This window comes from Dermatophilaceae bacterium Soc4.6 (assembly GCA_039889245.1).
In the GTDB taxonomy this organism is placed as follows: Bacteria; Actinomycetota; Actinomycetes; order Actinomycetales; family Dermatophilaceae; genus Lapillicoccus.
Window position 1 is genome coordinate 2,362,736 of sequence record JAZGVH010000002.1, and the last position, 23,933, is coordinate 2,386,668.

24 protein-coding genes are annotated in these 23,933 nt (G+C 72.0%); 14 read left to right on the forward strand and 10 right to left on the reverse strand.

Annotated features, from left to right (window positions below; all coding sequences use genetic code 11):
* Positions 1-222: 222 nt before the first annotated feature.
* Genes V3N99_10935 through V3N99_10945 form a run of 3 tightly spaced genes read right to left on the reverse strand, consistent with a single transcriptional unit; the run spans position 223 to position 2,321 of the window.
* Complete coding sequence (locus V3N99_10935; protein ID MEO3937260.1) at positions 223-1,251, reverse strand: 1-aminocyclopropane-1-carboxylate deaminase; 1,029 nt, start codon at positions 1,249-1,251, stop codon at positions 223-225.
* Complete coding sequence (locus V3N99_10940) at positions 1,248-1,904, reverse strand: GntR family transcriptional regulator (GenBank protein ID MEO3937261.1); 657 nt, start codon at positions 1,902-1,904, stop codon at positions 1,248-1,250. Before V3N99_10940 ends, V3N99_10935 begins: the two co-directional genes overlap by 4 nt.
* Before the next feature lie 54 nt (positions 1,905-1,958).
* The gene (locus V3N99_10945) at positions 1,959-2,321 is read right to left on the reverse strand and encodes a hypothetical protein (GenBank protein ID MEO3937262.1); all 363 of its coding nucleotides are present in this window, start codon (positions 2,319-2,321) and stop codon (positions 1,959-1,961) included.
* A gap of 232 nt (positions 2,322-2,553) precedes the next feature.
* Between V3N99_10945 and V3N99_10950 the strand changes: the two genes are divergently transcribed.
* Positions 2,554-4,899 carry a transketolase C-terminal domain-containing protein gene (locus V3N99_10950; GenBank protein MEO3937263.1) on the forward strand — a complete coding sequence of 782 codons (2,346 nt, stop codon included), beginning with the start codon at positions 2,554-2,556 and terminating at the stop codon, positions 4,897-4,899.
* A gap of 110 nt (positions 4,900-5,009) precedes the next feature.
* Here the strand turns inward: V3N99_10950 and V3N99_10955 are convergent, their stop codons facing one another.
* Positions 5,010-5,585, reverse strand: a complete 576-nt coding sequence (locus V3N99_10955; GenBank protein MEO3937264.1) for a DUF664 domain-containing protein — start codon at positions 5,583-5,585, stop codon at positions 5,010-5,012.
* 109 nt (positions 5,586-5,694) lie between these two features.
* Between V3N99_10955 and V3N99_10960 the strand changes: the two genes are divergently transcribed.
* Positions 5,695-6,531 (forward strand): DNA-formamidopyrimidine glycosylase family protein, encoded by an 837-nt coding sequence (locus tag V3N99_10960; protein MEO3937265.1) that lies wholly within the window; start codon positions 5,695-5,697, stop codon positions 6,529-6,531.
* 28 nt (positions 6,532-6,559) lie between these two features.
* Here V3N99_10960 and V3N99_10965 read toward each other — a convergent pair whose 3' ends face one another.
* A complete protein-coding gene (locus tag V3N99_10965; protein ID MEO3937266.1) occupies positions 6,560-8,383 on the reverse strand; it encodes an alkaline phosphatase D family protein in 1,824 nt (607 codons plus the stop codon).
* Between the two features lie 166 nt (positions 8,384-8,549).
* Here V3N99_10965 and ald point away from each other — a divergent pair, with 166 nt between their 5' ends.
* The 10 genes from ald to V3N99_11015 all read left to right on the forward strand — a co-directional run bounded on the left by ald (position 8,550) and on the right by V3N99_11015 (position 17,755).
* Positions 8,550-9,665, forward strand: a complete 1,116-nt coding sequence (gene ald, locus V3N99_10970; protein MEO3937267.1) for an alanine dehydrogenase — start codon at positions 8,550-8,552, stop codon at positions 9,663-9,665.
* Between the two features lie 175 nt (positions 9,666-9,840).
* Complete coding sequence (locus tag V3N99_10975; GenBank protein ID MEO3937268.1) at positions 9,841-12,105, forward strand: chemotaxis protein CheW; 2,265 nt, start codon at positions 9,841-9,843, stop codon at positions 12,103-12,105.
* Entirely contained in the window at positions 12,102-12,521 is a 420-nt protein-coding gene (locus V3N99_10980; protein MEO3937269.1) for a chemotaxis protein CheW, read from the forward strand. Before V3N99_10975 ends, V3N99_10980 begins: the two co-directional genes overlap by 4 nt.
* A 155-nt stretch (positions 12,522-12,676) precedes the next feature.
* Positions 12,677-13,600, forward strand: coding sequence for a hypothetical protein (locus V3N99_10985; protein MEO3937270.1), 924 nt, complete (start codon positions 12,677-12,679; stop codon positions 13,598-13,600).
* 83 nt (positions 13,601-13,683) lie between these two features.
* Complete coding sequence (locus V3N99_10990) at positions 13,684-14,916, forward strand: chemotaxis response regulator protein-glutamate methylesterase (GenBank protein ID MEO3937271.1); 1,233 nt, start codon at positions 13,684-13,686, stop codon at positions 14,914-14,916.
* A gap of 187 nt (positions 14,917-15,103) precedes the next feature.
* Positions 15,104-15,994, forward strand: coding sequence for a protein-glutamate O-methyltransferase CheR (locus V3N99_10995; protein MEO3937272.1), 891 nt, complete (start codon positions 15,104-15,106; stop codon positions 15,992-15,994).
* Between the two features lie 8 nt (positions 15,995-16,002).
* Positions 16,003-16,392 (forward strand): response regulator, encoded by a 390-nt coding sequence (locus tag V3N99_11000; GenBank protein MEO3937273.1) that lies wholly within the window; start codon positions 16,003-16,005, stop codon positions 16,390-16,392.
* Positions 16,389-16,892 (forward strand): chemotaxis protein CheX, encoded by a 504-nt coding sequence (locus V3N99_11005; protein MEO3937274.1) that lies wholly within the window; start codon positions 16,389-16,391, stop codon positions 16,890-16,892. The genes V3N99_11000 and V3N99_11005 overlap by 4 nt, the downstream gene beginning before the upstream one ends.
* A 3-nt stretch (positions 16,893-16,895) precedes the next feature.
* On the forward strand, positions 16,896-17,261 hold the full coding sequence (locus V3N99_11010) for a response regulator (protein MEO3937275.1): 366 nt from the start codon (positions 16,896-16,898) through the stop codon (positions 17,259-17,261).
* Positions 17,258-17,755, forward strand: coding sequence for a hypothetical protein (locus V3N99_11015; protein ID MEO3937276.1), 498 nt, complete (start codon positions 17,258-17,260; stop codon positions 17,753-17,755). Before V3N99_11010 ends, V3N99_11015 begins: the two co-directional genes overlap by 4 nt.
* Positions 17,756-17,877: 122 nt before the next feature.
* On the opposite strand, the gene V3N99_11020 is transcribed toward V3N99_11015, so the two are convergent.
* The 3 genes from V3N99_11020 to V3N99_11030 all read right to left on the reverse strand — a co-directional run bounded on the left by V3N99_11020 (position 17,878) and on the right by V3N99_11030 (position 20,759).
* Positions 17,878-18,870 (reverse strand): methyl-accepting chemotaxis protein, encoded by a 993-nt coding sequence (locus V3N99_11020; protein MEO3937277.1) that lies wholly within the window; start codon positions 18,868-18,870, stop codon positions 17,878-17,880.
* A gap of 41 nt (positions 18,871-18,911) precedes the next feature.
* A complete protein-coding gene (locus V3N99_11025; protein MEO3937278.1) occupies positions 18,912-19,181 on the reverse strand; it encodes a hypothetical protein in 270 nt (89 codons plus the stop codon).
* Positions 19,182-19,247: 66 nt separating this feature from the next.
* Positions 19,248-20,759: a DEAD/DEAH box helicase gene (locus V3N99_11030; GenBank protein ID MEO3937279.1), complete on the reverse strand. Its 1,512-nt coding sequence runs from the start codon at positions 20,757-20,759 to the stop codon at positions 19,248-19,250.
* Positions 20,760-20,982: 223 nt separating this feature from the next.
* On the opposite strand from V3N99_11030, the gene V3N99_11035 reads away from it, so the two are divergent.
* Positions 20,983-21,489: a VOC family protein gene (locus V3N99_11035; protein ID MEO3937280.1), complete on the forward strand. Its 507-nt coding sequence runs from the start codon at positions 20,983-20,985 to the stop codon at positions 21,487-21,489.
* A gap of 306 nt (positions 21,490-21,795) precedes the next feature.
* Here V3N99_11035 and V3N99_11040 read toward each other — a convergent pair whose 3' ends face one another.
* Complete coding sequence (locus V3N99_11040; protein MEO3937281.1) at positions 21,796-22,326, reverse strand: organic hydroperoxide resistance protein; 531 nt, start codon at positions 22,324-22,326, stop codon at positions 21,796-21,798.
* A 154-nt stretch (positions 22,327-22,480) separates the two neighbouring features.
* Between V3N99_11040 and V3N99_11045 the strand changes: the two genes are divergently transcribed.
* Positions 22,481-23,431, forward strand: a complete 951-nt coding sequence (locus V3N99_11045; GenBank protein MEO3937282.1) for a pseudouridine synthase — start codon at positions 22,481-22,483, stop codon at positions 23,429-23,431.
* 70 nt (positions 23,432-23,501) lie between these two features.
* Here the strand turns inward: V3N99_11045 and V3N99_11050 are convergent, their stop codons facing one another.
* Entirely contained in the window at positions 23,502-23,912 is a 411-nt protein-coding gene (locus V3N99_11050; GenBank protein ID MEO3937283.1) for an SRPBCC family protein, read from the reverse strand.
* Between the last annotated feature and the right edge of the window lie 21 nt (positions 23,913-23,933).

Sequence of the window (23,933 nt, forward strand, 5' to 3'; positions counted from 1 at the left end):
GGTCGAGGTCCCCACCCTGGGTCTGGGCTGCATGAGCCTCAGCCATGCGTAGTGAGTCGCCACCCGGGCCGAGATCGACACCGAGGCCTTCCCCGTCGCCGGCTGAAGCCTGCATACGTCTTCACGTGAAGGCGAATGCGCGGCTGGTTGCCAGGTCGGGCTGCAGATGGCTTCACGTGAAGGCGACTGCAGCACGCGCCCCCGTGAGCGCTTGCCTCACGCTCAGGACGTCGGGTCCCACAGGCGGTGGTAGGCGTTGATCGCCGGTTGCCCGCCCAGGTGGGCGTAGAGCACCGTGGAGTCGCGCGGGATGTCGCCGGTGCGCACGAGGTCGGCGAGCCCGGCGAGCGACTTCCCCTCGTAGACCGGGTCGGTGATCATCGCCTCGAGCTGGGCGCCCATCGCCATCGCCTCCATCGTCGACTCGACCGGCAGGCCGTAGAGGTCGCCCGCCCAGCCCTCGAGCACGGTGATCTCGTCGTCGCGCAGGTCGCGACCGAGCTCGATCAGGTCGGCGGTGTGGCGGGCGATGCGGGCCACCTGGTCACGCGTCCTGTCGATCGTCGCCGAGGCGTCGATGCCGATGACGCGGCGACGCACACCGGTGAGGTCCTCGAGCGCCGCGAAGCCGGCGATCATGCCGGCGTGGGTCGAGCCCGTCACGGTGCACACCACGACGGTGTCGAAGTGCACCCCCAGCACCCGCTCCTGCTCGGCCACCTCGAAGGCCCAGTGCGCGAAACCCACACCCCCGAGAGGGTGCTCGGACGCCCCCGCGGGGATGGCGTACGGAGTGCCGCCACTGGCCTCGACGTCGGCGAGCGCCTCCTTCCACGAGTCCCTGATGCCGATGTCGAAGCCGTGGCTGTCGAGCCGGGAGTCGGCGCCCATCATGCGCGAGAGCAGGATGTTGCCGACCTGGTCGTTGGTGGGGTCGTCCCACGGCACCCACTTCTCCTGCACCAGGCGGCACTTCAGCCCGAGGTGCGCGGCGACGGCGGCGACCTGCCGGGTGTGGTTCGACTGGTAGCCGCCGATGCTCACGAGCGTGTCGGCGCCCGAGGCGAGCACGTCGGGCACGATGTACTCCAGCTTGCGGATCTTGTTGCCTCCGTAGGCGAGACCACTGTTCACGTCTTCGCGCTTGGCCCACACCTGGGCGCCGCCGAGGTGCTGCGACAGCCGGCGCAGGTGGTGCACCGGGCTCGGCCCGAAGGTGAGGGGATAGCGCTCGAAGTCGTGGAGCTTCATACGGATGGCCTTTCGGGTGAGGGGGTCTCGCGCAGGGTCAGCCAGGTGCGGTGGGAGACGTCGGCCGCCGCGGCCACGTCGCCGGCCTCGCAGAGGTCGACGAGCCGCGCGTGCAGCGCGACCGAGTCACGGCCGGCCAGGGAGCCGAAGCGCAGGCGCTCGAGTCGGCGCACCGCAGGCGTCAGCTGCTCGAGGACCCCGGCGACGGCGGTGTTGCCGGAGACCGTGACCGGGACCGCGTGCAGCTCGTCGTCGGCGGCGAGGGCGGCGTCGACGTCGCCCGCCGCGAGCGCCACCGCGAAGCGGGCGTTGGCGGCCCGCATCGTCGCGAGGTGCGTGGGGCTGAGCACCGGGACGGCCTCCTCCACCGCCAGCCGGTGCATGGCGGCGACCACCGACTGGGCGTCGTGCACCTGCCGGGAGTCGATGGGGGCGATGTGGGTCGAGCGGCCCGGTGCGGTCTCGACGAGCCCGCCCGACGCGAGACGCTGCAGGGCCTCGCGCACCGGCGTGCGACTGACCCCCAGCTGCTCGGCGAGGTCGACGTCGCGCACCGTCGCCCCGGGGGCGAGGGTGCCGTCGACGATGGCGTCACGCAGGCGTACGTAGACGTCGTCGCGCAGCAGACCACGAGCGAGAGGCGCGAGCATCATGGCATGCAATATATCGCATACCAGAGGTCGGAGCGGCCGCCCGAGGGGGACGGCTCAGGGTCGGTCGGACTCCTGCTGCTCGAGAGTGGTCACCAGCGCGTTGCGGTCCTCGAACCACGCGCCTGTGGGGGCACTGACGAGCTGGGTGAGCACGGCGGGCGCCAGGTGAGCGGCGATGGCGAGGTAGATCAGCTTGTCGCGGTCGGCCGGGAACCACCGCGAGGGCAGCGTGCCGACGTGGAGGCCGCGCCCGGCGCCGGCCCCCCGCCAGACCCGGGACGAGCCCGCGGACGGACGCCGACGATCGGCGTCCTGCCGAACGTGCTCGTCGGCGGTGGACACCCCGGTCGTCGGGGCGGGACCAGCCGCTCGGGGTGCGCGGGTCGACTCGGGTGACTCGGGTGGGGTGGGCGTCATCGCATCTCCTGCGTCGCGCGGCCAGGGTCTCCGGCCCGTCGGACAAAACTACCTAATCACGTGAAGTCGGTCAGCAACAGGGACGCCGAGGTCACGAAACGAGGTCGGGACCCTCCTCCCCCCGGTCGCCCGTCCCACACCCCCGTTGCCCCACCGCACCGCCGGTGACATCGTGGCGGCAGGCCACCGCCGACGCCCTCACCCCCGACTCCCCACCCCCGCAGGAGCCCTCGTGACCAGCACCGTCCCCCACCCGACCGCCCTCTCACCGGATGCCGCCCTGCGCGCGGTCGAGCAGCGGGTGCTGTGGCTGGCCTCGGCGATCGTCGACCACGCCAACCGGGTGCGGCCCAACCCCAGCGGGCTCAAGGTCGGTGGCCACCAGGCGTCGAGCGCGTCGATCACGACGATCATGACCGCGCTGTGGATGGAGACCCTGCGGCCCGAGGACCGTGTCGCGGTCAAGCCGCACGCCTCGCCGGTGCTGCACGCCCTGGAGTACCTGCTGGGCCAGCTGCCGGCGGCGTACCTCACGACGCTGCGCGAGTTCGGCGGGCTGCAGTCCTACCCGTCGCGGCTCAAGGACCCCGTGCCGGCGGACTACTCGACCGGGTCGGTCGGCATCGGGGCGACCGCACCGGTCTGGGGGGCCATCGCCCGCCGCTACGTCGACACCCACTTCGCCACGCACGCGCAGGTGCGCGCCGGCCGCCAGTGGTCGCTCGTCGGTGACGCCGAGCTCGACGAGGGCGCGGTGTGGGAGGCCGTGGTCGACCCCATGGTCGCCGAGCTCGGTGAGGTCGTGTGGGTCGTCGACCTCAACCGGCAGTCGCTCGACCGGGTCGTGCCGACGATGGGCGGGCGGCGGCTCGAGGGCATGTTCGCCGCGGCGGGCTGGCAGGTGCTGACCGTGAAGTACGGCGCGCTGCTGGAGGAGCTCTTCACCCGCGCCGGTGGGCCGGCGCTGCGGGCCCGGATCGACGAGATGACCAACCCGGAGTACCAGCGGATGCTGCGCCGCACCGCCTCGGAGCTGCGCGAGCACCTGCCCGGCGAGGGCGCGGGCGCCGCCGACGTCTCCGCACTCATCGAGTCAGTCGCCGACGACGACCTCGTCGCCGCCGTGCGGAATCTCGGCGGGCACGACCTGCAGGCGCTGCGCACGGCCTTCGCCGCGATCGACGACACCCGACCGACCGTCGTGCTCGCCTACACCCTCAAGGGCTACGGGCTCGCGACCGAGGGCCACCCACAGAACCACTCGGCCCTGCTCAGCCCGGAGCAGCTGCACGAGCTCGCGGCCCGGGTCGGGGTCGACCCGGACGACCCGTGGGCCCGCTTCGACGCCGACAGCGAGCCCGGGCGTCTGCTCGGTGCGGCAGCCGCCCGGCTCGTGCGGGCTCTCCATACGGAAGACGCGGTCGCGTCGGTGCCCACCGACCTGGGCCGCACCCCATCGGGCACCGCGACCACCCAGGCGGCGCTCGGGCGCACCCTGCTCGACCTCAACCGGGCCGCGCCCGCGGTCGGCGCGCGCGTGGTGACGGTCAGCCCGGACGTCAGCTCGTCGACCAACCTCGGCGGCTGGGTCAACAAGGTCGGCGTGTGGTCGGCGCAGGATCGACGCAACTGGTTCTCCGACGACCGCGAGACGATCCTGCACTGGCGCGAGCAGACCGGCGGCCGGCACATCGAGCTGGGGATCGCCGAGGTCAACCTCGTCGGCCTGATGGGTGAGCTCGGCGCGACCTGGAGCCGGTGGGCCCAGCCGCTGCTGCCGATCGGCGTGATGTACGACCCCTTCGTGTCGCGTGCGCTCGAGCCCTGGTCCTACGGCGTGTACGCGGGTGGGCAGTCGATCCTCGTCGGCACACCGTCGGGGGTGACGCTGGCGCCGGAAGGTGGTGCGCACCAGTCCATCACGACGCCGTCGATCGGGCTGGAGCAGCCGGGGGTCGTGACCTACGAGCCGGCGTTCGCCCTCGACACCGAGTGGTGCCTGCTCGCCTCGATGGGCCGGCTCGGGCGCGCGGACGGGTGCTCGGCCTACCTGCGGCTGTCGACGCGGTCGGTCGACCAGTCGCTGGCTGCCGTGCCCACCGACGTCGCCGCGCGCGACCGGCGGCGCCGACAGGTCGTGGGCGGGGCCTACGCGCTGCGTCGGGTGACGACGCCAGCGGTCACGCTGGTGACCATGGGGGCGATGGTCACCGAGGCGCTCGAGGCGGCCGATCGTCTTGCCGCACAGGGTTTCCCCGCCGATGTCGTGTGCGTGACCAGCCCCGGTCTGCTCTTCCGGGCGATCCAGGCGCGGCGCGGCCTCGACGACGTCGCCGTCCCGCCGCTCGAGCCGGGACTGCTCGACGCCGTCTTCCCCGCCGACCGGTCGGCGCCGATGGTCACCGTGCTCGACGGCCACCCGCACACCCTCGCCTTCCTCGCCGGACTGCACCGGGTGCGCGCCGCGCACCTCGGCGTCACCCGCTTCGGGCAGTCGGGCGACCTCGCCTCCGTCTACCGCCACCACGGCATCGACACCGACGCGATCGTCGGGGCCGCGCTCGACCTCGTCGACTGACCCGGGCGGGAGTGCGCCCTCTGGGGTGCTGCTGGGTGCTGGCGCCGAGGTCGACTCGGTAGGGGTACCCCTGCTGAGTCAACCCCACCCGACGGTCGGGGTACGGGGCCTCAGGCGAAGGTCCAGTGGCCGCTGACCGGACGCCACTCCTGCGGCGGGTCCTCGCCCACCCGGCCGTCGACGGCCTCGCGCAGCAGGTCGGCGTGGCCCGTGTGACGGCCGTACTCCTCCACGGTGTCGAGCAGCAGCCGGCGCAGGTTGGCGTGGTGACCCGCCTCGTCGTGCGCCTCGACCGGCGCGTCGAGACCTCCCGCGGCCAGGGCGGTGTCGATCCGGGACCGGGCGGCCGCGACGGCCTCGTCGTAGAGCGCGTAGAGGACCGGGCCGGTGTCGCCGGCGGCCGACGTGAGATCCCAGTCGGGGTCGTCGTCCCACGGCGCCGACGCCCAGGGCTCCCCGATCGGCGACCCGTCGAGCCGGGAGGTCGTGTGCATGGTCTCGACGAGCGCGAGGTGCTTGAGCAGCCCCCCGAGGGTGAGGCTCGAGACGCCGGCGCGGAAGCCCAGCCCGTCGGCGTCGAGGTCGTCGACCTTGTAGCGGAAGGTCGACCGCAGGCGCTCGAGGGCGCCGAGCAGCGCCTGGGGCTCGGTGCCGGCGAGGGGCGGCTCCCACGGGGCGGTGGTCATGACCCCATCGTAGGGAGGGGGTGCCACGGGCTCGAGTGCCCGAGGACTGCGATCACGCCGCAACCGGGATAGCGTCGCCCTGTGACCAGCTCTCCGCCTGGGCCGGGCCGTGCCTGAGGGCCACACCGTTCACCGCCTGGCTCGATCGGTCACCCGCCGCTTCGGCGGTCACGAGGTCTCGTCGAGCAGCCCCCAGGGCCGGTTCGCGGCTGGCGCCGAGCGCCTGGACGGGCTCGTCCTGCGCCGGGGGGAGGCCTGGGGCAAGCACCTGCTCGTCCGCTTCGACGACCTCGACGAGCGGGTGCACGTCCACCTCGGGCTCTACGGCAAGATGGGCTACCGCAACCTCGAGCCCGACGGGCCGGTGCCGCCACCGGTCGGCCAGGTGCGCTGGCGCCTGGTGAGCGACACGAGCCTCGCCGACCTGCGCGGACCGACGGCCTGCGAGCTGCTGGCACCCGAGGCGGTCGACGCGCTGCTCGACCGGCTCGGACCCGATCCCCTGCGCGCCGACGCCGACCCGGACCGGGCGTGGCAGCGCATCCGCCGCTCGCGCTCGGCCGTCGCGACCCTGCTCATGGACCAGTCGGTCGTCGCCGGCATCGGCAACGTCTACCGCGCGGAGATCCTCTTCCGGCACGGAGTCGACCCCGCCCTTCCGGGCAAGGCGCTCGGCGAGGGAACCTGGCGGGCGATGTGGGACGACCTCGTCGCCCTCATGGCGGTCGGGGTCCGGCGCGGCCGCATCGAGACCCTGCGCGACGAGGACCGCCCGAGCGGTCAGTCCCGACCCGCTTCCGACGAGCGCCGCCGTGACAGCCGCTACTACGTCTACCGCCGCGTCGGCCTGGGCTGCCGGCTCTGCGGCACGACGGTGCGCACCCGCGTCCTCACCGGGCGCAACCTGTTCTGGTGCCCGGGGTGCCAGCCCGTCACCCCCTCGTGAGCAGGTAGACGGCGCCCGGGCGATCAGCTCAGACGTCGGCGTCGTCGACGCTGCTCGCGCCGCGGGGGGAGTCTGAGCGGGGGCCGACCGGGCCGGTCCCCGCGGTCAGCCGACGCGTACCCGCCGCCGTGACCCAGCTCGTCGCGTAGACCGGCAGCACCCCGGGCACCACCCGCGGGTCAGGCTGCGCCGTGGTCGGCACGGCGGTGAGGTGGAAGTCGGCCTGCACCCTCTCGGGCGTGACGTCGACGACGACGTAGCCGTGACCGACCCCGTCGAGGTACTTGATCCACGGGTTGCGCTGGCGCACAGCGGCCGTCGCCCCGCCCACGGCAGCGACCACCGTCTCCGGAGGTGCTCCCGTCAGCGCGCTCGAGAAGCCCTCGTAGAAGCCGTCGCTCGTCACCGACGGGCAGACCAGCTCGACCCCACCGGGCGTGTACGACGCGCCACCATCACGCACCGACGGCAGCTCCATGGCCCACGACGAGTGGATGTCACCGGTGAGCACCACCGTGTCGCCCGCGGCCACGGGTAGCGCGGACAGGTGGGCGAGCAGGTCGGTCTGGTCGGCCTGGTAGCCGTCCCACTGGTCGGAGTTGACGAGGGCGTCGACCCCGCTGATGCCGAGCGACGCCCCGGGGAAGTGCACGGGCGTGATGACGACCTGGTTGCCCACGAGGTGCCACGAGCGGGCCCCGTCGGCGACGCCGTCCTTGAGCCACGACAGCTGCTCGGGCTCGGGCAGGTGGCGGCTCGGGTCGGCGAGCTGCGCGTCGACGGCCGGGACACCCTCGGGGATGAAGCCGCCCCCGGTCCTGGTGAACGGCGCGACGTCGATCTGCTGGCTGCGGTTCTGCCTGGTCTCGAGCACCGAGAGGTCCGCGAGGTCGCCGTACGTGAATCGCTTGAAGAACCGCGTGCCCTGGTGGGGCACCGACCGCTGGTCGGGCAGGCGGAAGGGCATCCACTCGAGGTAGGCCTCGTAGGCCTCCCGCCGGCGCTGCAGGAAGCGGCCCTCCACCCCACCCGTGTGGTTCTCGGCGCCGCGGTCCCAGGCGTTGTTGGCCACCTCGTGGTCGTCGAAGATCGTCACCCAGGGGAAGCGGCGGTGTGCGGCCTGCAGGTCGGGGTCGGCCTTGTGCAGCGCGTGCCGCAGGCGGTAGCCCCGCAGGTCGATGGTCTCCGTTGCCGGCTGCGCGTCGCGCACCCCGATGAGGGCGTCGGGGCCGTAGCGGTCGTCGCCGTTGCCGTACTCGTAGATGTAGTCGCCGACGTGCAGCACCATGTCGAGGTCGGTGCGCTGGGCGATGGCCCGGTAGGCGGCGAAGTAGCCCCCGGTGTAGTTGCTGCAGGACACGAGGGCGAGCCGAAGGGCGTGCGTGACGCCGGCCTCGTCCGGAGCCGTCGACGTGCGACCGGTCGCGCTGTTCTGCCCGAGGGCGCTGAAGCGGTACCAGTAGCGCGTGTAGGTCGCGAGCCCCGTGACGTCGACCTTGACCGTGTGGTCGCTGGCGGCGCTCGTGCGCACGAGTCCGCGCCGCACGACGTGCTGGAAGAGGCGGTCGGTGGCGACCTCCCAGGTGACGCTCACCGGTCGGCCCAGCCCGCTGCCGGGCGTCGCGACCGGACGACCCGGCACGGTCGGCGGGGTGGCGCGGGTCCAGATGACCACCGCGTCGGCGGTCGGGTCACCGCTCGCCACCCCGTAGCCGAAGATGCCGTCGGAGGCCGGGGCGCTGGCCACGGCCTCGTCGAAGGGGCGCAGGGTGCTCGCGGCGACAGCGGCGGCACCGGCAGCGGCGCCCCGCAGCACCGATCGGCGGGACAGGGCGTTCGAGGGAGGGGTCACGAGCAGTGATCCTGCCCCAGCGAGACCGTCCGACGGGTGAACACCGGGCAGGCACGGGGTGAACATCGGGGAGGTCTTCGGGCACTGCGCCCCGCTCTCCCGAGACAGTGCCCGTTAGCCTGCACGTGCAGGCCCGGACCGGGCTGCCCGGAGTCGAGGAGGACCCATGCGCGTCGGTGTGCCGAAGGAAGTCAAGAACCGCGAGTACCGGGTGGCGCTCACGCCCGTCGGCGCGCACGAGCTCACCGCGCACAACCACGAGGTGCTCGTCGAGCGCGGCGCCGGGCTCGGCTCGCAGATCCCCGACGAGGAGTACGAAGCCGCGGGCGCGCGGATCGTCGACACCGCCGACGACGTGTGGGGTGAGGCCGACCTCGTCCTGAAGGTCAAGGAGCCGGTCGAGGAGGAGTACCACCGCATGCGTGAGGGGCTCACCCTCTTCACCTACCTGCACCTCGCCGCCGACAAGCGGCTCACCGACGAGCTCCTGAAGCGCAAGATCACGGCCATCGCCTACGAGACCGTGCAGCTGCCGTCCGGCGCGCTGCCCCTGCTCTACCCGATGTCGGAGGTCGCCGGCTGCCTGGCCCCGCAGGTCGGTGCCTACTCGCTGATGCGCGGTCAGGGTGGTCGCGGGGTGCTCATGGGCGGCGTCGGTGGCGTCGCCAACGCCAAGGTGGTCATCCTCGGCGCGGGGGTGTCGGGGCAGAACGCCGCCAACATCGCGGTCGGCATGGGCGCCGACGTGACCCTGCTCGACACCGACCTCGACAAGCTGCGAATGTCGTTCTGGCGCTATGGAAACCGCGTGCACGGCCTGGCGTCGTCGCAGCTGGCCGTGCGCCAGCAGGTGATGGAGGCCGACCTGGTCATCGGCGCCGTCCTCATCGCCGGGGCCGCAGCACCCAAGCTGGTCAGCAACGAGCTCGTCTCCCAGATGAAGGAGGGCTCGGTGCTCGTCGACATCGCCGTCGACCAGGGCGGCTGCTTCGAGGACACCCACGCCACCACGCACGACGACCCGACCTACCGGGTGCACGGCTCGACGTTCTACTGCGTCGCCAACATGCCTGGTGCCGTGCCCAACACCTCGACCTACGCCCTGACCAACGCCACCCTGCCGTATGCCGTGACCCTCGCCGACCGCGGTTGGCAGGCCGCGGCCCGCATCAGCCGGCCGCTCTCCCTCGGGCTCAACACCCACGCCGGCCACCTGACCAACGGGCCGGTGGGTGACGCGACCGGGATCTCGGCGGTGCCGGTGGAGGACGTGCTCGGCTGAGTGCGCGCACGTCCGCGGGACCTGAGTCGGACGGCCCCGCCACCTCCACGACCTTCTCGTCGGTCAGTGGGCAGAATCCGGCACGGCTGATCCCTCAGGTGCGGCCTCGACCGCCGATGTGAGGAGGATACATTCCTTTCCCGACCGGATCACGCCGCACCACAGGAGGCCCTCGATGGACGAGATGGACGAGATCGTCCAGGAGTTCGTGGTCGAGAGCCACGAGAACCTCGACCAGCTGGACCGCGACTTCGTCCAGCTCGAGCGCGAGCCCGGGTCGCGAGAGCTCCTGGCCAGCGTCTTCCGCACGATCCACACCATCAAGGGCACGAGCGGCTTCCTCGCCTTCTCGAAGCTCGAGTCGCTCACGCACGTGGGCGAGAACCTGCTGGCCCGCCTGCGCGACGGCAAGATGACCATGACCCCGACCATCGCGGACGGTCTGCTGGCGATGGTCGACTCGGTGCGCGAGATCCTCACCTCGATCGAGGCGGACGGCACCGAGGGCGTCGTGGACGTCTCAGCGGTCGTGGACGTCATCCAGCAGCTGCTCGACGGCACGGTGCCCGAGGCCCACCCGGTCGTGCCGGAGCCGGTTGCGCAGGCTGAGCCCCAGGAGCCGCATGCCGAGCCCGAGCCCGAGCCAGCCGCCACGGTCGTCGACGCGCCCCCGCCTGCCCCGCCTGCCCCCCCTGCCCCACAGCCCCCGGCTGCGGGCGGGACCGAGACACCGGTGGCTGACAGTGGTCGCCGCGGCGTCGCCGACTCCTCCATCCGGGTCGATGTCGACCTGCTCGACTCGCTGATGCGCCAGGTCGGCGAGCTGGTGCTCAGCCGCAACCAGATCGTGCGCCAGGCCGGGCTGCTCGACGACGCCGACCTGCTGCGCGCCGCGCAGCGTCTCGGCCTCATTGCCTCTGAGCTGCAGGCAGGTGTGATGAGGACGCGGATGCAGCCGATCGACCACATCTGGTCGAAGCTGCCACGCGTCGTGCGCGACCTCGGCGCGCTGTGCCACAAGCAGGTGCGCCTCGAGGTGGTCGGGCGCGAGACCGAGCTCGACCGCACCCTGCTCGAGGCGGTGAAGGACCCCCTGACCCACCTCGTGCGCAACGCCGTCGACCACGGGCTCGAGAGCCCGGAGGACCGGGTGGCCTGCGGCAAGCCGGCCGAGGGGGTCCTGACCCTCAAGGCCTTTCACGAGGGCGGTCAGGTCGTGGTCGAGGTCTCGGACGACGGCGCCGGGATCGACACCGAGAGGATCCGCGAGAAGGCCCGCGAGAAGGGAATGCGCCGCCGGGGTGACGAGCTCGCGCAGATGAGCCCGACCGAGCTGCTCCAGCTCGTCTTCGCCCCCGGCTTCTCCACGGCCACGGCGGTCACGAACGTCTCCGGGCGGGGCGTCGGGATGGACGTCGTCAAGACCAACATCGAAGCCATCGGCGGGACGATCGAGATCGTCTCGACCCTCGGCATCGGCACGACCTGCCGGCTGCGGATCCCGCTGACCCTCGCCATCGTGGCCTCCTTGATCATCGAGTGCGCCGGTGACCGCTACGCGATCCCTCAGGTGAGCCTGCAGGAGCTCGTCACCCTCGACACCGACCGGGCCGGCACCCAGATCGAGGACGTCGGCGGCGCCGAGGTCTACCGCCTGCGTGGTCAGCTGCTGCCGCTGGTGCGGCTGGCCGACGTGCTCCAGGTGGCCACCGAGCGCACGGACGGGCATACGGTCATCGCGGTCCTCCAGTCCGACGGACGACGCTTCGGGCTGGTCGTCGACCGGGTGCTGAACACCGAGGAGATCGTCGTCAAGCCCCTGTCGTCGCGGCTCAAGTCGATCGGGGTCTACTCCGGCGCCACGATCCTCGGCGACGGGTGCGTGGCGCTCATCCTCGACGTGCAGGCCCTGGCCAAGGGAGCGCTGCGGGCAGGCGTCCTGGAGCGCGAGCGGGTCGTGGTGGACCAGACCGAGGTGCCCGACGAGGTGGAGCGCGTGCTGCTCGTCGGGGCCGGCGGCGGTCGTGAGGTCGCGATCCCGCTGTCGATGGTCACCCGCCTCGAGCAGGTCCCGGTCGACCGGGTCGAGCGGGTGGGGACTCGTGAGGTCGTGCAGTACCGCGGCGCGATCCTGCCGCTGCTGCGGCTGCAGCAGCACCTCGGCTCCTACGGCGAGGAGAATCCCACGCACCTGCTGCTCGTGGTCTACACCAGCGCCGGTCGCAGCATCGCGCTGGTGGTCGACGAGGTGCGCGACATCGTCGACGGCGCCCGGGTCCGCAGCGACATCGACGACGCCGGGTTGACCGGCTCCGCCGTCATCAGGGACAAGGTCGTCGAGATGCTCGACGTCCGCTCGGCCATCCTGGCCGCCGACCCCTACTTCTTCGTCGATGCCTCGCGGTCCTCCCCCTCAGCGCTCGAAGGGTCGTACTCATGAAGGTCCAGCTCGCGACGTTCCAGCTCGCCGGACGCACGTACGGCATCGAGGTGGGTGTGGTGCAGGAGGTGCTGCGACAGCAGTCGCGCACGCGGATCCCGCTGGCGCCGCCGGCCGTCGCCGGTCTGGTCAACCTCCGCGGTCAGGTGCTCACCGCCATCGACCTGCGCTCGCGGCTGGGCCTGACCCAGCGCCCGGCAGGGGTCGAGCCGATGGTCGTCGTCGTACAGATCGGCGGTGAGCCGGTCAGCCTGCTCGTCGACTCGATCGGGGACGTCGTCGACGTCGACTCCGACACCTTCGAGCCGCCTCCGGACACGCTCTCGGACGCGGGTCGAGAGCTCATCACGGGCGCCTACAAGATGGCGGACCACCTGCTGCTGGCCCTCGACACCGACCGCGCGGTCGCCGTCTGAGACAACCCCAGCGCCGACCGGACGCCACCCCGACATGTGATGCACGTCACGTCTGCGGTCTTCCCTCGCCACCCGTACCCCGGATGCCGCAGGCTGGTCATCTGATCAACCGATCTCCGGATCGTCTGATCACCTGATGACACAGGGGGAGACACATGCGTTATTCGTTGGTCAACGCGTCGGCACTGGGCTTCGACCTGGTGCGGCTGCCCGGGGGCATCCGCACGGCCGAGGTGCTGCTTGCGGCCTGCGAGGCCTCACCGGCCGAGCTCAGCCACCTCGCCGGGGTCCACCCCGGTCTCGGCCGGGAGCCGCGGTGGGACTCGGTGCGCGAGCGCACCCAGGTGCGACGACCCGTGCTGTCGGCCAGCGACCTCGCCGAGCCCGCGCTCCGCAGCGCGGCCCTCGACGCGACCGACGGCGGGTCGGAGCTGCTCACCCGGATCGCGGAGGCACCCCTCGGCGACCTCGACTCCCTCTCGTCCTTCGTGCGCCACGAGGCGCTCGAGGCGACCTGGACGCGCGTCGGCGGGATGGCCCTGCAGGACTTCCGGGCCCAGCTGGCCAGCGACGTGCTCGTCGACGCCGCCACCTCCGCCTACTGCTCCGACCTGCTCGAGGCCGACGAACGGCGCCGCCTCGCCAGCCCCTACCTGCAGGTCCGCCGATCGGGGACCCTGCATCCCGTCGAGCCCACCACGGGCACCGTGGGCGCGGTGCTCGCGACCGTGAGCGCCTGGTGTCGGGCCGAGCGCGAGGCGCTGGCCACCGCCGTCGACGCCAACCGGTCGCAGACCTCCCGGTGGGCCGGTGCGATGCACGAGGCCGGATGGGCCGCCCACCTGTCGGGCCGCACCCGCAGGGCAGCGGTCGCGCAGCTGCAGGCCGTCCTCGCCTTCCGCTCTGCAGGCTTCTCCACGACGGAGGCCGCCAGTGGCGCCTGGAACGCCGTGAGCGGGGTGGTGCAGGCGCTCGTCGTCGAGGACCTGCTCGCTGCCGACGACCTCGACGAGCTCCTGCAGCCCTGGCTGCTCGCGCAGGGGAGCGACCCCCGGGCCGGGCGCACCACCCCGGACTGACCGGTTCGCCTCAGGACGCAGGTCGATCGGCCGATCAGAGTCGATGCGCCGCGCATCGTGGTGCGTGATCTCGAGGAGACACCGTGCCCCCGATCCGCGTACTGGTCGTCGACGACTCGGTCGTGATCCGTCGGCTCGTCACCGACGTCCTGTCCGGAGACCCCGACATCGAGGTCGTCGGCACCGCGGCCAACGGGCGGATCGCGCTGAGCAAGGTCGAGGCCCTGATGCCCGATGCCATCACCCTCGACATCGAGATGCCCATCATGGACGGCATCGAGACCGTCCGGGCGCTGCGTCGAGCGGGCCGGCGGATGCCGGTCATCATGTTCAGCACCCTCACCGAGCGAGGCGCCTCCGCCACCCTCGACGCCCTGGACGCGGGGGCCAGCGACTACGTCACCAAGCCGGCCAACGTCGGCAGCGTCACCGAGTCGCTGGCCCAGGTCCGCAGCTCACTCGTGCCCAAGATCAAGGCCCTCTGCGCGGCCCGCCGACCGCCCGTCGTCGCCCGCCGACCGCCTCCGGTTGCCAGGGTCGCGACGGTCGCCACCGTTGCCACCCGCGGGATCGGCGGGATCGGGGGGACTGGCGGAACCGGCACCACCGGCAAGGCACCGGGCACCACGGCCGCTCCCCCCCGGGCATCGTCGTGGAGTCCGGGACCGGGACCTGGGCCGAGGCTCGCGCCGCCACGCAGAGCGAGCTCTCCCTACCGCGTGCTGGCCGTGGGGTGCTCCACCGGAGGGCCGGACGCCCTGCGCACGCTGCTCGCGGGCCTGCCCGCCGACCTGGGCGTGCCCGTGGTCGTCGTGCAGCACATGCCGCCCGTCTTCACGGCCCAGTTCGCCGCCCGGCTCGACCGGGCGCTGCCCCTGACGGTCGTCGAGGCGACTGCGGGGCTGGTGCTGCGGCCCGGCCACGTCTACCTCGCGCCCGGTGACTTCCACCTGCGCATCACCCCCGCTGCGGGAGGCGGGCGCACCGAGCTCGACCGGGGGGCGCCGGAGAACTTCTGCCGGCCGGCGGTTGACCTGTTGTTCCGCTCCGTCGTCGCAACCTACGGACGCGACGTGCTCGCAGCCGTCCTCACCGGCATGGGCCAGGACGGCCGGCGGGGGGCGATCGACATCGTCGCCGCCGGAGGCAGCGTGCTGGCGCAGGACGAGGCGTCCTCGGTCGTGTGGGGGATGCCCGGGGCCGTGACGAACGATGGGTCGGCCGAGGAGGTGCTCCCGATCGGGCTGTTGGGCCAGACCCTGGCCCGCCGCCTGACGCGCTCGGCCGCCCCCGTCGGCAGCCGGGTCGGACGCTGACCGCGCACGGCACTCGCCGGGGCTCACCGACGACGTCGTCATTGTCCTCACGTCAGGGGTGCCGCGGCCGAACCTCAGGGTGTGGCGGTGGCCCGGAACAGCGGGACCACCACCTAGACGACACTCGATCGCCACGGGCCTGAGGGGCCCTCCAACCGGCGTCCCCACCGATCGGAGGCGAATCCCGATGGCCCTGCCCCCTGACCTGTTCCACTTCGTCAGCGATCTCGTGCGGCAGGAGGCCGGCATCGTGCTCGAGGACGGCAAGGAGTACCTCGTCGAGTCACGGCTGCTCCCCCTGGCCCGCCTGTCCGGCCTCGCCTCGACGGCCGACTACATCGCGGCCCTGCGCACCCGCCCGACGCTCGAGGGGCGACGCGCGGTCGTCGACGCCCTCACCACCAACGAGACGTTCTGGTTTCGCGACCAGGAACCCTTCGAGGCCCTGACCCGCGTCGTCATCCCCGAGGTGGTCGGACGGCCCACCCCCCGACGCACGCTGCGGATCTGGTCCGCCGCCTGCTCGAGCGGGCAGGAGGCCTACTCGATCGCGATGCTCATGACCGAGCACCTGCTGCCCCTCGACTGGAGCGTCGAGATCGTCGCCACCGACATCTCCCCCACGATGCTCGAGCGGACCAGGACCGGGACCTACTCGCAGCTGGAGGTGGCCCGCGGTCTGCCCGACGCCATGCTGCTCAAGCACTTCCGTCGAGTCGGCACCCAGTGGCAGGTCGACGACCACCTGCGCTCGATGGTGACCGTGGCCCCACTCAACCTGACCCAGCCCTTCCCCGCCCGACCGGCGTTCGACATCGTCTTCCTGCGCAACGTCCTGATCTACTTCGACGCGCCGACCAAGGCGCGGATCATGCGTCAGGTGCGTCAGTGCCTCACACCCGGGGGATACATGTTCCTCGGTGCCGCAGAGACGACGCTGGGGATCGACGACGCCTGGGAGCGCGTGCCCCTGGGCCGTTTCACCCTCAACCGGGCGCCCGGTGGCCCCAGGCCACCGGCCGCCCCCTCCCTCGCGGCACCCGCCGCATCTGTGATGACCCTTGCCAGGAACAGGTGATGACGCCCATGCGTGCTTTGGTGATCGATGACTCGCGCGTCATGCGCACCCTCCTGACGCGGCACCTGAAGACGGCCGGCTTCGAGGTGCTGCAGGCCGAGGACGGCCAGAAGGCGCTCGACGTGCTCGAGTCGGTGGGGGGTGACCTGCCCGACCTGTGCACCATCGACTGGAACATGCCGGTGATGGACGGCCTGACCTTCGTGCAGACGGTGCGCAAGCGCCCGCAGTGGCGTGGTATCACGCTGATGATGGTCACGACCGAGAGCGAGCACAGCCAGCTGGTGCGGGCGCTCGCCGCGGGTGCGCACGAGTACCTCATGAAGCCGTTTCCCCCGGAGGCCTTCATCGAGAAGCTCGACATCCTGGGCCTCAACCCCTCTGGGTGTGTCGCATGAGCACCTCCACCGAGGCGGTGGTCGCGTCCACCTACCTCCGCGGGGAGGTGAGCGCCGACGACATCGTGGCCATCACGACCGACGTGTGGGCCTGCTTCCTCGGCGAGGAGGTCTACCGCGTCCCCGAGAGCACCCCGGGTCTCGACGACGAGTCGGTCCTGGCGTCGGTCGGCATCACCGGCACCTGGGGTGGTCACGTGCTGCTCGAGCTGCCCCTGGCCGGTGCCGAGACCGCAGCCAGGCGGATGCTCGACGTCGAGTCGGTCACGGAGAACGAGATCGTGGACGCCCTCGAAGAGCTGAGCAACATGGTCGGCGGCAACGTCAAGAGCCTGCTGCCGACCCCCTGCCACCTCGGGCTGCCGATGGTCGTGCAGGGCGCCGTCGCCCACACCCCCGGCAGCGACACCGTCCAGGTCTGCCGGGCCTTCCTCGGCTGGGCCGACTCCACGGTGCGCGTCAGCGTCTGGGCCAAGAACCACCGCGAACGGAACGGATAGACCATGAAGATCCTCATCGTCGACGACAGTCGCGTCATGCGACAGATCGTCACTCGCACCCTTCGGCAGGCCGGCTTCGCCGGCCACGAGGTCGTCGAGGCCGACAACGGCGAGAACGGGCTCGCGGCCGTCATCGAGCACTCGCCACAGCTCGTGCTCTCGGACTGGAACATGCCCGAGATGAGCGGCATCGACATGCTCGAGACCCTGCGCAGCCGGGGCCTCGACGTGCCCCTGTGCTTCGTGACCTCGGAGGGCTCGCCCGAGATGATCAGCCGGGCCGAGGCCGCGGGCGCGATGTTCGTCATCACGAAGCCGTTCACTCCGGAGAGCTTCCGCGAGAAGCTCGAAGGGGTGCTGGGCGCATGACCACCGTGTCGACCCGGACCAAGCTGCCCGAGGCGAAGGAGGTGCGCGACCTGCTGACCCTCCTGCTGGACCGGCCGATCGACCTGGCGCTCGGGACCCCGTTGGTCCTCGAGGCCGGTGAGCGGGCGACCTACGCCACCTTCGTCGACGACCGGCTGGCCATGCGGGCCGTCGCCGTCGCCGACCTGCCCTTCTCGGCGTATGCCGGTGGGGCCCTCGGGCTCGTGCCCCCTGCCGGCATCCAGGAGGCCGTCGGGCAGAAGGTGCTCTCACCGGCGATCGAGGAGAACTTCTCCGAGCTGCTCAACATCTTCGCGTCCCTCATGAACGCCGAGGGCATGCCCCACGTCAAGCTGCACGTCGTGCACGGGACGGGCGAGCAGGCTTCCCCGCAGGTGGTGGCCATGACCCGCATCCTCGGTCGGCGCCTCGACCTCGAGCTCACGGTCGGTGGCTACGGCCGCGGGCGGCTCTCGCTGGTCGTCATCGCCTGAGCTGAGCACCCGGGCAGAAGTCAGAGGGGCCGCGAGCCGTGGGGCTGCGGCCCCTCTGCCATGCCCGCAGCCGGCGCAGGGGCCGTTTCGGGATACGCGGACCGCGGTCTGCCAGGAGGTGCTCAGACCTGGCCGGTGAGCCGGTCCAGGCCGGTCAGGATGCCGCGGGTGGCGTCGGAGGCGCTGGCCAGCTGACGGGTGACCTCGCTGAGGACCCTGGACTGCTCCTCGAGGCCGGCGAGGATGGCGATCTGCACGTCGTTGATCTCGCGGACCACGTCCGAGGTCACCGCGAAGCTGCTCGCAGCGGCCTGCGTCTGACCCGTGATCGCGTTGATCACCACGGTGACCTTGCTGGCCGAGTGCGCCGTCTCGGTCGCGAGCTGCTTGACCTCGTTGGCCACCACCGCGAAGCCCTTCCCCATCTCGCCGGCGCGAGCCGCCTCGATGGTGGCGTTGAGCGACAACAGGTTGGTCTGCCCGGCCAGCTGGGCGATGATCGCGTTGACCTCGGAGATCTCGGTGACCGACTGCTGCAGCTCGTGCATCCGGGCCGTGGCCGAGACGGCGGCGCCCTGCCCGGACGCCGCGATCGAGGCGGCCTGGCCAGAGCGCTGGGCGATGTCGCGGACGGCGTGCGTGAGGTTGCTGAGCTCGGCGTCGACCGCGGTGACCGCCTCGACGACCAGACGGGCGTCGGCGGCGACCTCGGCAGCGGCCAGGCCGATCCGGTGCGCGCGCTCCTGAGCCTCGGTGGCGCGGCCTCGCTCGGCGACCCTCTCGTCCTCGGCCGCGAGCTGTTCGGCACGATCGCGTTCCTCGACCCCCTCACGGGCGGCCTCAGCGATCGCCTCCACCTCGTGCTCGGCCATCTCGGCGAAGTGCCAGAACACCAGGATGCCGACCACCTCCAGGGTGGCGAGGCCCGCGTGGACGCCCACCATGACCAGGGCCGCGCCGGTGTCCATCGGCATCCCGAACACCCGTGCGGGCTGCAGCAGGCCGAGCACGCCATGGTGCACCAGCACCACCGCCACCGCCCACACCAACGGTGTCCACTGCTGATAGAGCGCGACGAAGATCAGGATCGCGTAGAGGTGGATGTGCGACTCCATCCGACCGCCGGAGAGCTCGATCGCGACGAACGTCGAGCCGATCAGGCCGAGGCTGGCCAGCTCGGCCGGGCCCGCTCGGTGCGGGCCAGGCCGGCTGCTGCGGCGAGCACGGCGATCACGCCGGGGAGGGCCAGTCGCTCCCACCACGGCTGCGGTCCGGCGAGCCCGACGATCACGAGGCCCGGCACGTGCAGCCACACCAACCGCAGGACGATCGCGTGTCGCGCTGCCCACGACTCCTTGGACAACCGGGCACCACGAGGTATTGCAGCCACAAGATTCGTCATGATCGACCAATCGGCCGCGGTCATCCGAGAATGAGCAGTTCCCTGTGCGAGCTACCCCGGGCTAGCCGGTCCTGGAGACCGCGCTCGCGGTCAGCGACCGCGACGAGGACGCGACGAGAAGCCGGCAGCGCCACCGGTCGAGCCGGAAGCCGCGGCGCCACCGCCGCGACCGCCGCCACCACCGGCGGGGCGGGGCGACTGCGCGCCGCCACTGCCCGGGGTCGAGGTGCTGTAGGTCGACGGCGAGCCGGAGCCACGCGAGGATCCGCCACGTCCGGAGCCGCCGCTGCGACCCGAGGTGCCACCGGCGCTCGGACGACGAGCACCCTGGGCGCCACCGCCCTGTGCCCCGCGGCCGCGTCCGGCGCCGCTGCGACCGCCACCACCGGCGCTGCGCTGCGGCTGCGCGGTGACTGGCGGGGGTGTGACGAGCTCGGCCGCGGGGCCGGACAGCTCACCGATGGCCGGGTGGCCGGCGCCCACGTCGGCCGCCTTGGGGTTGATGCCGGCCTTGCGCATCATCTGGCGCACGTCGGCGCGCTCGTCGGGCGTGCTGACGGTGACGACGACGCCCTCGGCACCGGCGCGCGCCGTACGGCCCGAGCGGTGGAGGTAGGCCTTGTGCTCGGTGGGGGGATCGACGTGCACGACGAGCGTCACGTCGTCGACGTGGATGCCGCGGGCGGCGATGTCGGTGGCGACGAGCACTCGCGTCGTGCCCTCACCGAAGGAGGCGAGGTTGCGCTGACGGGCGGCCTGCGACAGGTTGCCGTGCAGGTCGACGGCAGGGATGCCGGATGCCGTCAGCTCCTTGGCCAGTCGCTTGGCGCCGTGCTTGGTGCGGGTGAAGGCGAGCGTGCGGCCCTGGCCAGCGAGCAGACCGCGCACGACGGCGGGCTTGGCGTCGCGGGTGACGTTGAAGAGGTGGTGGGTCATGGCCGGCACCGGCGAGGCGGCGCTGTCGACCGAGTGCGTCACGGGGTTGTGCAGGTAGCGCTTGACCAGCTGGTCGATGGCTCCGTCGAGCGTGGCCGAGAAGAGCAGCCGCTGCGCGTCGGACGGCGTCGCGTCGAGCAGGCGCTTGACCGCTGGCAGGAAGCCGAGGTCGGCCATGTGGTCGGCCTCGTCGAGCACCGTGATCTCGACCTGACCCAGGCGGCAGTGGCCCTGCTGGATGAGGTCCTCGAGCCGACCGGGGGTGGCGATGACGACGTCGACGCCGCGACGCAGGGCGGAGACCTGCGGGTTCTGCCCCACGCCACCGAAGATCGTCATCACGCGCAGGCCCATGGAGGCGGCGAGCGGAGCGAAGGTCTCGGCGATCTGGTTGACCAGCTCGCGGGTCGGGGCGAGCACGAGGGCCCGCGGCTTGCCGGCCTCGCGGGGACGGCCGGTCTTGGCCAGCATCGCCATGGTCGGCAGCGCGAAGGCGACGGTCTTGCCGCTGCCGGTGCGCCCGCGGCCGAGCACGTCGCGGCCGGCGAGGGAGTCGGGCAGCGTGGCCGACTGGATGGGGAACGCCTCGGTGATGCCGCCCTGGGCGAGGGCGGTGACGAGGGGGGTGGGCACGCCGAGATCGGCGAACGAGGTGATGCTGGGCACAGGAGAAACCTTCACGGACTCGAGGGATGTGGCCGTGGTTGCCGGACCACTCGTGTCAATGAGAGGTGCGCCGCCTCAGGAAAGGGCAGCGAAGCAGACGACCTGGGACGCGCAGAATGCGCATCTGTCCCTGCAAGCGTAACCCGGCCCCGGATCATTCCCGACCACTTCGGCTGTGACCACGGCCCAGCGGGGCGGGTGGACGCGACCTAGGCTGATCCTCATGACCTCCGACCCCGGCCCCGACCTCGACGCCCTCTCCGCCACCCGCGCCGAGCTGCGGGCCACGCACCTGCGCCCCACCGGCGAGCGACCGGCCTCGACCGCGCGCGGCCTGCACCACACGGCCCTGGTCAGCAGCGACGTCGAGACCACGATCGCCTTCTACCAGGGGGTGCTCGGCTTCCCCCTGACCGAGCTCATCGAGAACCGCGACTACCCCGGCTCGTCGCACTTCTTCTTCGACATCGGCAACAGCAACCTGCTGGCCTTCTTCGACTTCCCCGGTCTCGACGTCGGGCCGTACGCCGAGGTGCTGGGCGGTCTGCACCACTGCGCCATCTCGGTCGACCCGGCTCTGTGGGCGCAGCTGGTCGAGCGGCTGGAGGAGGCCGGCGTGGAGCACGAGGTGCACTCGGGGGTCTCGGTCTACTTCCGCGACCCCGACGGCGCCCGGATCGAGCTCATCGCCGACCCGCTGGGGGAGATGTACGGCGAGCAGGTGCTCTGAGGAGTGCGGTGAGGGGCTGCCCCCACGCGGGGACAGTGTGCTCGCGCAGGAGGCTCACGACGAACCTGCGGTCCTCCAGCGCCCCTGCCGACGTCCACGTGGATCTGGACGACGGCCTACCCAGCCGGCGACGGGGCGGCCGCCCGGGGAGCCCGGACCCCAGGGGGTGGGGTCAGAGGGCTCCGTACCGCAGGCGGGTGAGGTGGGCGACTCCCCACCCTCGGGTAGTCAGAGAGTCACCCCCGGACCGCAGTCCAGGGGTGACTCTCTGTCTACCGATGACGCCGGAGCGTCAGCCAGATCTCGTCAGAAGGACTCGACGGCCTTGACGGTGACGGGCACGTTGCCGCGGGTGGCCTTGCTGTAGGGGCAGAGCTGGTGGGTGCGCTCGAGCAGCTCCTGGCCCTTGGCGAGGTCGACGCCCGGGATGATCGCCTCGATGTCGACGATGATGGAGTAGCTCTCGCCCTCGGGGCCGAAGCCGACGTGGGTGCGCACCTGCGCGCCCTTGGTCTCGACACCGAGCTCCTTGCCGGCGAGACCCATCGCGCCGGTGAAGCAGGCGCCGTAGCCGGCGGCGAAGAGGGCCTCGGGGTTGGTGCCGGTGCCCGGGCCACCCATCTCGGTCGGCGCGGTCAGCGTGAGGTCGAGGATGCCGTCGTCGGTCTTGGCGGTGCCCTGACGACCACCGATGGTGGTGGCGTGCGCGGTGTAGACGATCTTCTCGGGGGTATTAGTCATGTCCGGGCCAACGAGCACCGTGCTGCCGTCATTCCCACGAGCCGCCCGCGTCGCCGCCGGGTCAGGGCCCAGCAGGGCGAGGGGGACCACGGCCACCCGGTCGCCGTTGCCGCTGCGCAGGTGCCCGAGCCTCGCCAGAGTTGGCCGCGAACCGGACGCCGAGGGTCGCCAACGACTCGAAGAGCGGTCCCGTCGTGGGGTCGGTCGCGGGAGACGGCGGGCCTCGGAGCGCACGGCCTACGATCGCCGGGTGCCGCCCCGCTCACCCCTGCCGCTGCGCCACGGGCTGTCGGCGGCGTGGGTGCGCACCCCCGACGCCGGACCGGGTGATGCACATCGGACGACGATGGGGGCCTGGCTGCTCGAGCGCCTGGGGCCCGGGGTCGACGTCGACGCGCTGCTCAGGCAGGGGCGCTTCGTCGGTGAGGACGGGCGAGTGGTCGAGGGTGGGGCTCCGTACCGGGCGTGCACGTTCGTCTGGTTCCACCGCGACCTGCCGGACGAGGTGCCGGTGCCCGGCGAGGTGGTGGTGCTGCACCGCGACGAGCGACTGGTGGTCGTCGACAAGCCGGCCTTCCTGTCGACCATCCCGCGCGGGCGGCACGTGCTGCAGAGCGTGGTGGTGCGGATGCGCGACGAGCTCGGGCTGCCGGAGCTGTCACCGCTGCACCGACTCGACCGGGTGACGTCGGGGGTGCTCGTGCTGGCGACCGAGCGGCGGTGGCGGGCGCCGTATCAGCGGCTCTTCGAGACCGGCGCGATGACCAAGACCTACCTGGCGCTGGCTCCGCTCAGGGACGACCTCGCCCTGCCGGTGTGGGTGCGCAACCACATCGCCAAGACCCCGTTCGGGGTCCGGGCGCACGTGGTGCCGGATGCACCGGTCAACGCCGAGACGCTCGTCGAGCTCGATTCCCGGGAAGGTGATCTGGGCCTCTACCGCCTGACCCCGCGCACCGGCCGCACCCACCAGCTGCGAATCCATCTGTGGTCGTTGGGGATACCGATCGTGGACGATCCCCTCTACCCGGTCGACCGGCATGTCGCGCTCGACGACTTCAGCGCGCCGTTGCCGCTGCTGGCCAGCACGCTGACCTTCACCGACCCGGTGGACGGGGTGGCGCGCCGGTTCGTCAGTGGGTTGCGGCTGCTGCTCGAGGCAGAGCCCGCGACCGGGGAGACGTGGAGACTGGCCCGATGAGACGGACGGGGCAACAGGCAGACGTCTGGGCTGCGCCCGCTTCATACCGGTGTGGAGCCGCCTCCGGTGACTACTGCCTGTTCGTGCGTCCGCCCGACTCGACGAGCACCATCAGCCGGAGCAGGTCAGCGGCCACCACTGCGGCATCACGGTCGAGCTCGGCGTCCGTCAGGTCGAGCTGCCGGATGGTGAAGACCACTTCGGCGCCGTCGGGGTGGGCGACGACCCGCATCGGGTTGGTCACCGTCTCACCCGACGGGAGGGTGACGTCGTGGTCCAGCACGCCGAGGTCGTTGCGGGGCACGAACAGGACGGTGACCGCGCCCATCGGCGAGTCGACGACCAGGGCGTCGCCGTCACGACCCACCTCACCGGCCGCCAGACCAGCCGCCCACCGCGGCAGCAGGTCGGGGTCGGACGCGACGTCGTACACCTGCTGTGGTGGGCAGGCGAAGACCTGGCTGACGTGCCGGCTGCGCATCGGTCCACTCTGCCACGGGGT

Excerpts from the sequence above, each read along its gene's own strand:
- V3N99_10935 (MEO3937260.1), bottom strand. The coding sequence starts at position 1,251 with ATGAAGCTCCACGACTTCGAGCGCTATCCCCTCACCTTCGGGCCGAGC.
- V3N99_10940 (MEO3937261.1), bottom strand. The coding sequence starts at position 1,904 with ATGATGCTCGCGCCTCTCGCTCGTGGTCTGCTGCGCGACGACGTCTAC.
- V3N99_10945 (MEO3937262.1), bottom strand. The coding sequence starts at position 2,321 with ATGACGCCCACCCCACCCGAGTCACCCGAGTCGACCCGCGCACCCCGA.
- V3N99_10955 (MEO3937264.1), bottom strand. The coding sequence starts at position 5,585 with ATGACCACCGCCCCGTGGGAGCCGCCCCTCGCCGGCACCGAGCCCCAG.
- ald (MEO3937267.1), top strand. The coding sequence starts at position 8,550 with ATGCGCGTCGGTGTGCCGAAGGAAGTCAAGAACCGCGAGTACCGGGTG.
- V3N99_10975 (MEO3937268.1), top strand. The coding sequence starts at position 9,841 with ATGGACGAGATGGACGAGATCGTCCAGGAGTTCGTGGTCGAGAGCCAC.
- V3N99_10980 (MEO3937269.1), top strand. The coding sequence starts at position 12,102 with ATGAAGGTCCAGCTCGCGACGTTCCAGCTCGCCGGACGCACGTACGGC.
- V3N99_10985 (MEO3937270.1), top strand. The coding sequence starts at position 12,677 with ATGCGTTATTCGTTGGTCAACGCGTCGGCACTGGGCTTCGACCTGGTG.
- V3N99_10995 (MEO3937272.1), top strand. The coding sequence starts at position 15,104 with ATGGCCCTGCCCCCTGACCTGTTCCACTTCGTCAGCGATCTCGTGCGG.
- V3N99_11000 (MEO3937273.1), top strand. The coding sequence starts at position 16,003 with ATGCGTGCTTTGGTGATCGATGACTCGCGCGTCATGCGCACCCTCCTG.
- V3N99_11005 (MEO3937274.1), top strand. The coding sequence starts at position 16,389 with ATGAGCACCTCCACCGAGGCGGTGGTCGCGTCCACCTACCTCCGCGGG.
- V3N99_11010 (MEO3937275.1), top strand. The coding sequence starts at position 16,896 with ATGAAGATCCTCATCGTCGACGACAGTCGCGTCATGCGACAGATCGTC.
- V3N99_11015 (MEO3937276.1), top strand. The coding sequence starts at position 17,258 with ATGACCACCGTGTCGACCCGGACCAAGCTGCCCGAGGCGAAGGAGGTG.
- V3N99_11020 (MEO3937277.1), bottom strand. The coding sequence starts at position 18,870 with ATGGAGTCGCACATCCACCTCTACGCGATCCTGATCTTCGTCGCGCTC.
- V3N99_11025 (MEO3937278.1), bottom strand. The coding sequence starts at position 19,181 with ATGACCGCGGCCGATTGGTCGATCATGACGAATCTTGTGGCTGCAATA.
- V3N99_11035 (MEO3937280.1), top strand. The coding sequence starts at position 20,983 with ATGACCTCCGACCCCGGCCCCGACCTCGACGCCCTCTCCGCCACCCGC.
- V3N99_11050 (MEO3937283.1), bottom strand. The coding sequence starts at position 23,912 with ATGCGCAGCCGGCACGTCAGCCAGGTCTTCGCCTGCCCACCACAGCAG.